The organism is Delftia sp. WSY_7, assembly GCF_043104845.1.
Lineage (GTDB): Bacteria > Pseudomonadota > Gammaproteobacteria > Burkholderiales > Burkholderiaceae_C > Comamonas > Comamonas tsuruhatensis.
In genome coordinates this window covers 23532-35142 of record NZ_JBICLB010000033.1, presented here as the reverse complement: position 1 = coordinate 35142, position 11611 = coordinate 23532, and the positions used below count along the sequence as shown (strand labels likewise).

Genomic DNA, 11611 nt, shown 5'->3' with positions numbered 1-11611 from the left:
GAGGCAGCCATGAGTGAGGGGGTGATGGAAGGGCTGCTGCGGCCCCCGGTGGAAGCCTGGAGCGCTGCCACAGCCTTCGGGATTGCTGGCGTTGCTGCAGCTGCTCCATGGGCGCTGATGATGCCGCACTCATTGGGCGCCGTGACCGCTGCGATTGCGGCCGGTTTCGGATGCAAGCGCGCCCGCGAGGCCTATGCCATTTATGCGTACCAGCGCGGCCTGAAATTCACGAAGATGACCCGTGTGGCGCCACACCAGCTGCCTGGTACCAAGGACCACCTGTATCTCGGCGAAGGCTTCGCCTGGACCCAGCTGCATACGCAGCGCAAGCTGGACACCCAGGCCGTCAAGGTCCGGGAGTACGTCAAGCCCTCTCCTGCCGAGATGCGCCTGGCCAATGCCGGCGAGCAGGTTCGCAAATGGGCCGAGACCAAGACGGATAGCCTGCTTCGCCAACTCATTCGTCGTGCAGTGGATATCGGTGGACCAGCCAATCTATTTGCCTCGGGCGTGGATCTGGGCGGCTCACCCGTGCTGCATGGCGTGGGCGTTCAGGACGAAAAGCCTGTGCTGCTGCGCCAGGGCTCCCGTACCGGGCACATGCTGGTTCTGGGCACGACGCGCGTAGGCAAGACACGCCTGCTGGAATTGCTGTGCACACAGGACATCCACGCCGGCCACGTCACGATCGTGATCGACCCCAAGGGCGACGCCGAACTGATGCTGCGCATGCATGCCGAAGCGCGCCGCGCCGGCCGGGAAAAGAGCTTCTACCTGTTCCACCTGGGCTACCCAGACATCAGCGCGCGCTACAACGGCATCGGCAATTTTGCGCGCATCACCGAAGTCGCCGGCCGCGCCACCAACGCCCTGCCCTCTTCCGGAAACAGCGCTGCGTTCAAGGAGTTCTCCTGGCGCTTCACCAACATCGTGGCCCAGGCCCAGGTCGCGTTGGGCCGGATTCCGACCTATGAATCCCTGCTGAAAGACGTGACCGGCATTGATCCCCTGTTCATGGACTATGCCGCGATGTTCTACCGCGCCCAGGCCGCGCAGGGCCGGTACAAGAACTACCAGGAACGACTCGCTGAGATCCAAAAACTGCTCCCTGTCAAAGGAGCGATCCCGGTGTCTCGCAGCATGCAAGACCGCCCGCCCGAGATCCAGGCCATGTACGTGTGGATCAAGGAGTCCCAGCCGGATGACAAGGTGCTGCTGGGCCTTGCCGCGGCCGTCAGCTACGAGCGTTCTTTCTACGAGAAGATCATTGCCAGCCTCGGTCCGTTCCTGGAAAAGCTCACTTCGGGCGCCGTGGGCAAGCTCATCTCCCCCGACTACTTCGATCCAAACGACCAGCGGCCCATCTTCGACTGGATGACGGTCTTCCGGCAGGGCGGCATCGTCTACGCGGGACTGGACGCATTGTCCGACTCGGTGGTCTCCTCGGCCGTGGGCAACTCCATGCTGTCGGACCTGGTGAGCGTGGGCGGCCGGCTCTACAAAACCGGCCTCGATCCGCACGCCACCGAGGGCAAGCTCAAGCTGCCCAAGGTCTGCTGCCATTTCGATGAGGTGAACGAGATCGCCGGCCCTGAGTTCGTGCCCATGGTCAACAAGCTCGGTGGTTCAGGTTTCCAGATCACGGCCTACACGCAGTCCGTGTTCGACATCGAGGCCCGCGTGGGCGACAAAGCCAAGGCCGGGCAGATCCTGGACAACTTCAACCATCTCTGCATGCTGCGCGTGCGCTCGGCCGCGACGGCCAGCCTGCTGACCGACCAGGTGCCGCAGGTCAACGTGACGCACCTGACGCCAGTGTCCGGTGTCTCGGACACCGCTGCCACGGGCAACGGCGTGGACTTCACCAGTCGCAACGATGACATTGCAACCACAACGAAGGCGCCGCTGATCGAGCCCTCAGACATCCTGGAGCTACCCCAGGGCCAGGCCTTCGCGCTGCTGGAAGGCAACCGTCCATTCAAGATCCGCATCCCGCTGGCCGACACCACCAACGATCCGTTCGTCCCTAAATCCTTGAAGAACGTTGCCGAGGACATGAAGCGGAGATATCGGACCAGCGAGACCTGGGCAGCCGACACCGACTGGATGGGGCACAACCATCTGGGTATTGGCGGACATGAGCTCATCGGCACAGACCTGGCCAGCGGCGCCAAGAACGATTCCGAGTACACCGCCGCGCCAGGCGCGCAGTCCAGTGCACTGCGCAGCACCGGCGTGATCGACAGCATCGTGGGGCATCGCTGATGGCAACCGCGCAGCGCATGCCCACCAAGGCTCCAACGGTCGGTCCTGTGGACCTGGTGGTCAAGATCGCCTTCGGCCTGGTCAGCATCACGCTGACAAGCTGGCTGGTGGGCATGGTCATCGAGATCGGCGGCAGCATGTTTGTGTGGAAAGGCAAGGGCATACCGCACGCCCAGTCTGTGCTCCAGCAGGACCTGCAGTACATCGCTGTCGCACCACGCAGCGTGCTGGTGCCCGACACCGTGGGCTTTTCCCTGCAGCTACTGGGCTATGTTCGCTGGCCCTACGAAAAGCTCGGCGTTCTGCGCTGGTATCAGCGATCGCTCACCGACGAGCCCATGCAGGCCATGGCCAAGCTTTCTGCCCCTCTGCAGGCCGTGGGCGCAGCTACGCGCGTTGTCTCCAAGATCGCTGCCGAGTGGGCCGTGATCAGCATGCTCGTGGCCCAGGACGTGGTGCTGCGCCTGAGCATCGCGGCCTATGCCATGCCGGCATTCGTGCTCGCTTGCCTGATGGGCGTGATCGACGGCCTGGTGCGCCGTGACCGGCGCCGCTGGGTCGGCGGGCGCGAGTCCTCGTTCGTCTACCACCACAGCAAGCGATACACGCATTGGGCTCTCACGGGTGGGTTCAGCCTGTACCTCGCATGGCCTTTTCCCGGCTTCAACCCGGCCTACATGGTGCTGATCTTCACGGTCCTGGTGGCCGCTTCCCTGTCCACGACCGTGGGCGCTTTCAAGAAATACGCATGACTTTTCCGAAGGAGAAATTGATGAAATCCCCCCGCCCGCTTTTCGCCATCCTCGTGATCGGCATCCTGGCCACCACGGCATCGGCCTGGGCCACGGTGTCCGACGACGATCTGGAGCGTGAGCGCCTGGCGCGCATTGCCGCAGAGATCGAGCAGGTCCAGGTCATGGTGGGCCAGGCCGAGCAAAGCGCACCCACCGGCCAGCGCGTGAAGTTCCGCTACGACTGGCTGCAGCGCGATCTGGAAATGCTGCGCCAGGGAATCACCACCCACATCGACGCTCCCCGCCAACCTCGCCCCGTGGCACCGCTGCGCGGCGACTACCGGCAGTAATCAAGGGGTGAACCCATGTTTGGCGATATGAAAGCGGGATTCATGGACGCCTCGGGCGTTGATCCCGCGCGAATGAAGGTCGTTGTCATCACGCTGGTTTTTGGCGTGATTCTGGTTATTGCCGCATGGTTCGGGAAAATGATTTTGGAGGCCTATACCGATGGCGAGATTGAGCAGGATGATGCAATCGAATCGGTGATAACCGTGATTGTTATCGTCTGTGCAGTATTCGCATTAGTGGCCTGGCTTTAGTTTTTGCAACTACTTTTCTGTTTCAAGGATAGATGTTATGAAAAAATCGATTTTGTCCAAGGTGGCGCAAACCACTCTCCTGGTATCGGTGATGATTCACGAAAGCGTGTTTGCTGCTCTTCCCAACATTCCGACACCTCAAGGCGGCGGCATCGGGGGGGCACAGGTTCAGGACGGTGACTGGATGGGCCAGATGGGTGCCTACTTCAAGGCAGGCATTAGCATCCTCGCCCTTGTGCTCGCTGGTCTTTCGTTCATCAAAGTCATGGGTGGTGGCTTGCGAAAATGGAATGAATACTCGCGCGGCCAGGCCGAGTTTGCGGATCTCAAAGAATTCTTCATTGTGGGCGTCATTTTGATTGTCTTTATTGTGATGATGGCCAACTACGCACTCTCGGTACTCGCTTAAAGATACATGGCGGCTGAACAACAACCCCAAGAACGGCGAGGCGCGCCACTGACTGACCGAGTCAACGCGGAGCCCGCGATCATCAATGGCATGTCTGTAACGGAGGCGACGTATATTGGTGGAGCGTCTTTTGCTATCAGTATAGTTCTTGGGGTAGTCCTGTTTTTCTTGACAGGTTTCTGGCATTTCATCTTCGTACTGGGCATCGCCCTGCCGATGGTGACCATCTGGTATTCGTCCTTTTACCTGCAAAGCATTAAGCGCTCAAAGCCTGAGCGCTGGTATGTCCAGGCATTTCGCATCTACCTTGCCCGCAAGGGCATCGTCAAAAGCCAGTACATCACTCACCACGGCTATATGGAACTTGGCCGGAGAATCAATTCCGATCCATTCAGCCAAAAAAGCAAAGAAAAAGTATGAGCAGTGAAAAATATATGAACGCTCTGGAAATGGAGCGTCGGCACAGCCGTAGGCAAATGGCCAGCCAATTTGCGCTGCTTGTATTGGCCATATTCGCCGTCTGGTTTGCCTGGCGACAACCAAAAAGCGTTGACGTGCATCTGGCGCCTGATGTGCGCGCCGGTGACACCGTGCATGTCACAGGTGGTCATTCCCCCGTGCCGAAGCCCAATGTCTACGGTTTTGCCTACTACATCTGGCAGCAGATCAATCGCTGGCAGACCGATGGTGTCAAGGACTACGGGCAGCAAATTTTCAATATGCAGTATTACCTGACACCTCGGTGCCAGGCGCAATTGCAAGCCGATATGGAAACCCGCCAGGGCAAGGGCGAGTTGCGCAAGCGCACGCGCCAGATCACCGAAATCCCCGGCTTCCCTTATTCCGAGAACCGTGTGCTGAGCGAAGGCCCCGACGCCTGGACCGTGCTGCTGGACATGCAGGTCACAGAAACCTTCGGTGGCCAGGGCGTGAAGGATGTGTTCATCCGCTACCCGCTGCGCGTGGTGCGCTTCGACGTGGACCGAGAGCGCAACCCCTGGCGTCTGGCCCTGGACTGCTTTGGCGCCAACCGTCCAGCGCGCCTGAACCCCGCTGAGCTCAAGGCCGGCAACCCGGTGCAAGCGACCCTTGCGGCGCCGCGCCTGCCCAGCGTGATCTCCCCGTCCAGCCTGCCCCGCGACACCTCCGTCGATTGAACATGCAACATCGCCAACTCCTCGCATGCAGCCTGGCTGGCCTGCTGCTGCTCCAGCCCCTGCAGGGCGCTTTCGCCCAGCAAGTCGAACCGCTGAATGTGTCTGGTCCACCCCCTGACCTTGCCGGCGAGAAGACCAGCGTGACTGCCGGCCAGGCGGCTGAGGCCATCGACCTGGGCCAGGCCAGCTCACAAGGCGCCGGCAGCAACGTTGCCGGCATGAGCGTGCCTGCGCCCTTGGCAGCCGCAGCACGCGGCTCGATCGCGCGCAGCGCGGCTGCCCAGGCCACGCTGCGCCGCGTAGGCCCTGCCCCGCTCAGCGGCACTGCGTCTGGCCCTGCCGAGCGCACAGTGTTCGCCCGGGAGCCCGTGCGTGTGAACCTGACCGTGGGCCAAGAGCGCCTGGTCACGCTCCCCTCCGACGCCCTGCTGCATGTGCCTAGTGACATCTCGGCCGTGGCGCGCATCGAGTCGATCGGCGGCACGATCTACGTCACCGCGCTGGTGCCATTCGTGCCCATCCGCATCGTGGCCGAGCTCGTTGACAGCGGTCAGCAGATCCCCATGGACCTGGTGGCGGTCGCAGACAAGCCTGCCCGCGCAACGTCCTCCAAGGGCGAGCTGCAGGTGTCCGTGATCGAACCCGGCAGCGTGCCCAATCCTTCGCCCCGCTCTGCAGATGAGGTTACAGCTGCCGCTGCAGGCGCGGGCATCGACATGGTGCAGCTGACGCGCCACGCAGCACGCCAGCTGTATGCCCCTCGCCGCCTGGCCAACGCAGCACCTGGCGTCATGCAAGTGGCGGTGAGCACAGATCCTGTGCCGACCCTGCTGCGCGGCGCCAACGTGGACGCAGCCCCTGTCGGCCAGTGGAAGGGCGGCGCGCTGTACGTCACGGCAGTTCGCATCACCAACAAATCGCGCTTCGCGCTGGAGGTGCCGCTGGAGAGCGTGCGCGGCCGCTGGATTGCGGCGACGGCCCAGCACGGGCGGCTCGGCCCCGCCGGCTCCGACACCGACACCACGGCCATCTACGTGGTCTGCGAGCGGTCCTTCGAGTCGTGCCTGTAAGGGGAAATCATGGCAGTACCCAGAAACAAACTCATCCCCATCCTCGGGGCTCTGACGCTCGCGGGCGTGATCAGCATTTTCTTCATCGGTCGCAGCGCGCCACCAGCCGCCGCACCTATGGCTGCTGTGCCCTTGCCGGCCACGGCCGGTGCGGACGAAGACACGGCAGCCGAAACCTTGGCCACGGTGGCAGCAAGCAATCGAGAGCTCCGCACTGACATCCAGAAGGTGATCCAGGCCAACGAGCAGCTTGCGCGCGAGAACCGAGAAATGCAGCAGCGCATGACGATGAATGGAGCTCCTGCAGCAGCAAGTTCCTTGCCTTCAGCGCCTGCCACAACCACGGGTTCCGGCCAGCCTGGTAACGGCCCTGTCGATGTGATCGCCAATGCCTGGGGCAACGCCTCCGATGCCTTCGGCAACATCGGCGGCCCACGCCTTGCAGGTGCTTCGCAGCCGCCCCTTCAAGGCTCGTATGGCACTGGCGCCGGGTCCGCGTTCGACATGGGCTCCGGGTCGGGCTACGAAGTGCTTGCGCCCATGGGCTACACCAAGCAGACCAGCACGGCCAATGGCAAGTCCACCACGCGCTATGTGCGTGCGCCGGGAGCAGCTGAAGTGGCTCCCGGCCCTGCGGGCCAGGGTGGCTCTGCAACGCGCGCAGCGCAGGCTGCAGCTGCCGTCAAGCCCGAACCCGAGCCCTACTACACACTTCCCGAGAACTCGACTCTGGCAGGCGTAACGGCCATGACCAGCCTCATCGGCCGCGTGCCCGTGAACGGGCGCGTGACCGATCCCATGCAGTTCAAAGCCATGGTGGGCCGCGACAACCTGGCGGCCAATGGCTGGGAGCTGCCCGAGGACCTGGCCGGAATGATCATCACCGGCGTGGCCATCGGGGATATGGCCCTGTCCTGCACCGAGGGCAAGGTGCGCAGCATGACCTTCGTCTTCAACGACGGCGCCATTCGCACGGTGTCGGCACGCCGCAGCGGCTCATCGACCAGCGGCGGCCTGTCCTCGGCATCGAATGCCGATCTGGGCTTCATCAGCGATCTGCACGGCAACCCCTGCATCCAGGGCAAGTTCGTGACCAATGCGCCCACCTATCTCACCGACATCATCGGCGCCAAGGGCCTGGGTGTGGCCGCCGAGGCACTGGCTCAGGCCCAGACCACCACGCTCAACCGCGGCGACTCGACCTCGGCCTCGGTCACCGGCAACGCCGGCAGTTTCGCCCTTGGCCGCATGGGATCTGCCGCCACCGAAGAACTGACCCGCTGGCTCACCGAGCGCCTCAAGAGCAGCTTCGACGCGGTCGTGACGCCTTCCGGCGCCCAGTTGGTCGTCCACCTGGACCGCGAGATCCAGATCGATAAGCCCGCCAATCCACGCAAGGTCGTGCACCGCACGCAAGCCACCAATGCCCTGTCAGGAGCCCGCTATGGCCTCGAATAAGCTTTTTCCCATCGTCCGACTCCTGGCCTGCGCCCTGGCGGCGGCCACCCTCATCGGTTGTTCTGTCACCGGCCCGCGCGAATCGCCGCTCAAGGAAGTCACCAAGGACAGCCCCACGCTGCTGGACATCTACCGTGGCAAGAGCCTGCCCGGCCAGGCAGTCGCCCAGGGCGCCGAGCAGGGGTCCAGGCAGGCCTCGGCTAAGGAGACGGCACGCGACCGGCTGGAACGCGATTCCCAGGCCCGCCCCATCGCCCACGGCGACGGCGGCACGGCCCGCTATTGGTCGGCGTTGGAACCCATGCAGCAGCGCTTCGCTCGTGTGGCCAACCCCGACCTGGTGATGGTCGTCTACCCGCACCTGGCCCGGGGCAAATACCCGGTGCCGGGTTACGTGACCGTCTTCCCGATGTACGAATCCACCGAGTACGCCATGCCCGGTGAGTCCACCGAGGATCTGCAGCGCGGCCGCGCCGCGTTCAGTGGCCGCACCGGCAGCGGGGAGGCCCGCTGATGAACATCCTCGATCTGATTTTGGGTGGCAAGGCCAAGACCTCCCCCACCCCGTCCTCCTCCGCGTCCACGCCCACGCCCACGGCCGGCCAGGCAGCACGTGATGTGCCCGCTCCTGCAACTGAGCGCCCGATGACCGTGGGAGATCGCCAGCGCATGGCGCAGCGCCCGCCCTCCTTCACCGAGATGCTCCCCTATGTGACCTACTCGCCGGGCGAGCAGGTTTTCGTGATGCGCGACGGCGCCACCTGGGGCGCCATGTTCGAGCTCGATCCGGTGGCCACCGAGGCCCAGCCGCTGAGCTACCTGCAAGAGCGCTGCGACAAGGTGCGAGAAGCGATCACGGCCCTGCCCGAATCCGACACCACGCCCTGGATCGTGCAGTGGTTTGTCAATGACGACCGCAACATCGAGCAGCTGCAACAGCACCTCCATGACTACGTGCTGAGCCAGCACAAGGACAACCCGGCGCGGGGCCAGGATGTGATCAATTCCGAATACACCCAGTCGGTGCTGCAGGGGTTCCGCAAGCATTTGGAGCAGGCCTCGCGCCCCCAGGGCCTGTTTACGGACACGCAGGTCACAGGCCAGGTCTGGCGCGGCCAGCAACGGCGCGTGCGCTGCTGCATCTACCGCAAGTTCACCAGCGCAGCATCCGAGCCAGGCACACCCCAGCAGCAGATGGAATCCGTGGCCACGACCCTCATGGCCACCTTCAACGAAGCGGGCATCGCCGCCAGGCGTTGCGACGGCAAGGACTTCTACGAATGGCTCCTGCCCTTCTTCAACCGCGATGTGCCGTGGGCACCGACACCCGGCGAACTGATCAAGACCTACCCATACCCTGGTCCCAAGCCCGCCACCATGTTCGACTGGGACCTGGCCGAATCCCTGTCCCTGTCCCAGCCACGCACGGACCATGCCGGCGGCTACTTCGAGTTCGACGGCGTGCCTGTGAAGGCGCTGACGCTCCAGAACATGCGCAGCGAGCCCTCCATCGGGCATTTCTCGGCAGAAACACAGACGGGCAAGGAGTCCTTCGCCAGGTTCGACCGCCTGCCGGCCGGCTCCATGCTGTCGATGACCGTGGTGATCTCGCGCCAGGACCTGGTCGAGCAGCAGATCACGCGCATCCGCGACAAGTCGCGCGCCCACACGCCCCAGGCCATGGAGACACACGCCGAGTGCGAGCGTGTGCTGCATCACATGATCGGCAATCGGGACAAGCTTTTCCCGATGATGATGACGCTGTACCTCACCGGCCGCGACAAGGCCGAGTTGGACAAGGCCGTCACCGAGGCCAACGCACTGCTCGGACCTTCGGGCCTGCGCTTCATCGATCCCCGCCAGGACCTGGTGCCGCTGGACACGTTCATGCGCGCACTGCCGTTCAACTTCGATGTGGACTTCGACAAGAAGTACCTGAGCCGTTCTCGACTCACTTTTGCCAGCCACATCGCAGCGCTGATGCCGGTCTACGGCCGCTCGCGCGGCACGCCGCACCCAGGCTTCTGGTTCTGGAACCGGGGCGGCGAGCCGCTGTGGATCGATCCCCTGAACAAGCGTGACCGCAAGAAGAACGCCCACATGCTCACGCTCGGGCCGACCGGCGCGGGCAAGTCAGCCACGCTGAACTACCTGGCCATGATGACCATGGCCATCCACCGCCCACGAATGGTGATCGTGGATGCCGGCGAATCCTTCGATTTGCTGGTGGCCGACATGGCGGCCAAGGGGCTGAGCGTGCACCGCGTCACTCTCTCTCCTGACTGCAAGGAATCGCTGCCACCCTTCGTCCATGCATTCAAGCTGCTGGAAGACCAGGACATCATGGGCTCCTACCATGCCGCCGAGGAGCGCGCCCGTGCCTCGGCCGGCGTCCAGGTCGATGAGGCTGCTGATGGCTCTGCCCTGATGGCCTCCGTCGAAAACGCGCTCAGCACCCCTGCCCTGGCGCCGGCCCATCCGGCAGCGGCGGCGGCCGCAGAGACGGAGGAGGATGAGGAAGACGAAAAGCGCGACTTCATGGGCGAGATGCTGATTTCGGCCATCCTGATGATCACGGGTGGCGAAAAGGCCGAAGTCGATCGCATGTCGCGTGCTGACCGCTACCTGGTATCGCGCGCCATTATCCGGGCCGCTGTCCGGGCGAAATCGGAGCAACGCAAGCACCCTTTGACCCAGGATGTGGCGCTGGAGCTCGTGGACATGCAACGTGACGATTCACTGTCGCCCCAACGGCAGGCCCGGGCTGAAGACATGGGACAGGCCATGATGTCCTTCACCATGGGCCTGCGCGGCACGCTGTTCAATACCTATGGCGGCGACTGGCCCGATGCGGACGTGACGCTCGTGGAAATGGGCACTCTTACCAAGGACGGCTACGGCGATGCCCTGGCCCTGGCCTACTCCAGCCTGATCGACTCGGTGCAATCGCGCGGCGAGAAGTACCAGGCCGAGGGCCGGCCCCTGGTCAAGCTGACCGACGAGGGCCACTTGATCACCACGAATGAGTTGCTCGGACCCAAGCTGGCCAAGGCCACGAAGATGTGGCGCAAGCTCTCCATCTGGTTCTGGCTCGCCACCCAGAATTTGCGCGACTTCCCCGACTCCATGGAGCGCGTGCTCTCGATGTGCGAGTTCTGGATGCTGCTGACGATGGACAAGTCGGAGATCCAGGAAGTGGCGCGCTTCCGAAACCTCACCCCGGAGCAGCGGGCCATGATGGAGTCCGCGAAAAAGGAGCCGCCCAAGTACACCGAGGGCGTGCTGATCAGCGCGCTGGGCCAATGGCTGTTCCGCAATGTGCCACCGGCGCTGCCGATCGCCCTGGCCATGACCGAAGGCCATGAAAAAGCCCAGCGGCGCCGGATCATGGAAGAGCATGGCTGCACCATGGTCGAGGCCGCGTACAAGGTGGCCGAGCAGCTGGCGGAGGCGCGGGCATGAAGCAGATCCTTGCCATCGCCCTGTTCAGCATGGCTGCCGCCGGCGCCGCCGCACAGAGTCCCGCTGTGGTCACATCGGTCGAGGTGTTCGCCAACTCGGCCACCCATGTCCGGGCCCAGCAGAACACGCCCTACGCGCTGCGCGTTTTCCGGCTCGATGCCATGGCCCAGGTCAGCCAGCAGTTGAGCATCCGACTACCCATGGATGAGGCCCAGGCCAAGGCCTACATGCTGCAGCAGGAAGCGAACATCCGTGCCCGCTACAAGGACCAGATCACGAATGCTGCCAACGGCATGTCGCTGGCGATCCACTATCGCCTCGATCGCCTGCCGGCCATCGTCATCAACCGGAGCAACGTGATCTACGGGGTGGCCGACGTGGACCACGCCGTCGGTCTGTACCTTCAGTCGAAAGGCCAGCGATGAGCGCATCACGTTTGTCCCTCCGACCTGGC

Annotated in this window: 12 protein-coding genes; all 12 read left to right on the top strand. The window is 63.5% G+C overall.

The window, feature by feature from the left end; all coding sequences use genetic code 11:
* Positions 1-9 precede the first annotated feature (9 nt).
* The 12 genes from traD to ACF8ME_RS12265 all read left to right on the top strand — a co-directional run bounded on the left by traD (position 10) and on the right by ACF8ME_RS12265 (position 11582).
* The gene (traD, locus tag ACF8ME_RS12320) at positions 10-2265 is read left to right on the top strand and encodes a type IV conjugative transfer system coupling protein TraD (RefSeq protein ID WP_392416672.1); all 2256 of its coding nucleotides are present in this window, start codon (positions 10-12) and stop codon (positions 2263-2265) included.
* Positions 2265-3017 (top strand): TIGR03747 family integrating conjugative element membrane protein, encoded by a 753-nt coding sequence (locus tag ACF8ME_RS12315; RefSeq protein ID WP_392416670.1) that lies wholly within the window; start codon positions 2265-2267, stop codon positions 3015-3017. Before traD ends, ACF8ME_RS12315 begins: the two co-directional genes overlap by 1 nt.
* Before the next feature lie 20 nt (positions 3018-3037).
* Positions 3038-3349 (top strand): RAQPRD family integrative conjugative element protein, encoded by a 312-nt coding sequence (locus ACF8ME_RS12310; RefSeq protein WP_043792128.1) that lies wholly within the window; start codon positions 3038-3040, stop codon positions 3347-3349.
* 15 nt (positions 3350-3364) lie between these two features.
* Complete coding sequence (locus ACF8ME_RS12305) at positions 3365-3601, top strand: DUF3262 family protein (protein WP_392416668.1); 237 nt, start codon at positions 3365-3367, stop codon at positions 3599-3601.
* 37 nt (positions 3602-3638) lie between these two features.
* Complete coding sequence (locus tag ACF8ME_RS12300; RefSeq protein ID WP_052014041.1) at positions 3639-4010, top strand: TIGR03745 family integrating conjugative element membrane protein; 372 nt, start codon at positions 3639-3641, stop codon at positions 4008-4010.
* Positions 4011-4016: 6 nt separating this feature from the next.
* Entirely contained in the window at positions 4017-4430 is a 414-nt protein-coding gene (locus tag ACF8ME_RS12295) for a TIGR03750 family conjugal transfer protein (protein ID WP_319076894.1), read from the top strand.
* Positions 4427-5167, top strand: coding sequence for a PFL_4703 family integrating conjugative element protein (locus ACF8ME_RS12290; RefSeq protein ID WP_016446100.1), 741 nt, complete (start codon positions 4427-4429; stop codon positions 5165-5167). The genes ACF8ME_RS12295 and ACF8ME_RS12290 overlap by 4 nt, the downstream gene beginning before the upstream one ends.
* Before the next feature lie 140 nt (positions 5168-5307).
* Entirely contained in the window at positions 5308-6237 is a 930-nt protein-coding gene (locus tag ACF8ME_RS12285) for a TIGR03749 family integrating conjugative element protein (protein ID WP_392416665.1), read from the top strand.
* A gap of 9 nt (positions 6238-6246) precedes the next feature.
* A complete protein-coding gene (locus tag ACF8ME_RS12280; RefSeq protein ID WP_392416664.1) occupies positions 6247-7695 on the top strand; it encodes a TIGR03752 family integrating conjugative element protein in 1449 nt (482 codons plus the stop codon).
* Positions 7682-8209 (top strand): TIGR03751 family conjugal transfer lipoprotein, encoded by a 528-nt coding sequence (locus ACF8ME_RS12275; protein WP_392416662.1) that lies wholly within the window; start codon positions 7682-7684, stop codon positions 8207-8209. The genes ACF8ME_RS12280 and ACF8ME_RS12275 overlap by 14 nt, the downstream gene beginning before the upstream one ends.
* Positions 8209-11157 carry a conjugative transfer ATPase gene (locus ACF8ME_RS12270; RefSeq protein WP_392416660.1) on the top strand — a complete coding sequence of 983 codons (2949 nt, stop codon included), beginning with the start codon at positions 8209-8211 and terminating at the stop codon, positions 11155-11157. The genes ACF8ME_RS12275 and ACF8ME_RS12270 overlap by 1 nt, the downstream gene beginning before the upstream one ends.
* Positions 11154-11582: a TIGR03757 family integrating conjugative element protein gene (locus ACF8ME_RS12265; RefSeq protein ID WP_392416659.1), complete on the top strand. Its 429-nt coding sequence runs from the start codon at positions 11154-11156 to the stop codon at positions 11580-11582. Before ACF8ME_RS12270 ends, ACF8ME_RS12265 begins: the two co-directional genes overlap by 4 nt.
* Positions 11583-11611 lie beyond the last annotated feature (29 nt).

Coding starts and splice junctions, on each gene's coding strand:
- traD (WP_392416672.1), top strand. CDS start 10: ATGAGTGAGGGGGTGATGGAAGGGCTGCTGCGGCCCCCGGTGGAAGCC.
- ACF8ME_RS12315 (WP_392416670.1), top strand. CDS start 2,265: ATGGCAACCGCGCAGCGCATGCCCACCAAGGCTCCAACGGTCGGTCCT.
- ACF8ME_RS12310 (WP_043792128.1), top strand. CDS start 3,038: ATGAAATCCCCCCGCCCGCTTTTCGCCATCCTCGTGATCGGCATCCTG.
- ACF8ME_RS12305 (WP_392416668.1), top strand. CDS start 3,365: ATGTTTGGCGATATGAAAGCGGGATTCATGGACGCCTCGGGCGTTGAT.
- ACF8ME_RS12300 (WP_052014041.1), top strand. CDS start 3,639: ATGAAAAAATCGATTTTGTCCAAGGTGGCGCAAACCACTCTCCTGGTA.
- ACF8ME_RS12295 (WP_319076894.1), top strand. CDS start 4,017: ATGGCGGCTGAACAACAACCCCAAGAACGGCGAGGCGCGCCACTGACT.
- ACF8ME_RS12290 (WP_016446100.1), top strand. CDS start 4,427: ATGAGCAGTGAAAAATATATGAACGCTCTGGAAATGGAGCGTCGGCAC.
- ACF8ME_RS12280 (WP_392416664.1), top strand. CDS start 6,247: ATGGCAGTACCCAGAAACAAACTCATCCCCATCCTCGGGGCTCTGACG.
- ACF8ME_RS12275 (WP_392416662.1), top strand. CDS start 7,682: ATGGCCTCGAATAAGCTTTTTCCCATCGTCCGACTCCTGGCCTGCGCC.
- ACF8ME_RS12270 (WP_392416660.1), top strand. CDS start 8,209: ATGAACATCCTCGATCTGATTTTGGGTGGCAAGGCCAAGACCTCCCCC.
- ACF8ME_RS12265 (WP_392416659.1), top strand. CDS start 11,154: ATGAAGCAGATCCTTGCCATCGCCCTGTTCAGCATGGCTGCCGCCGGC.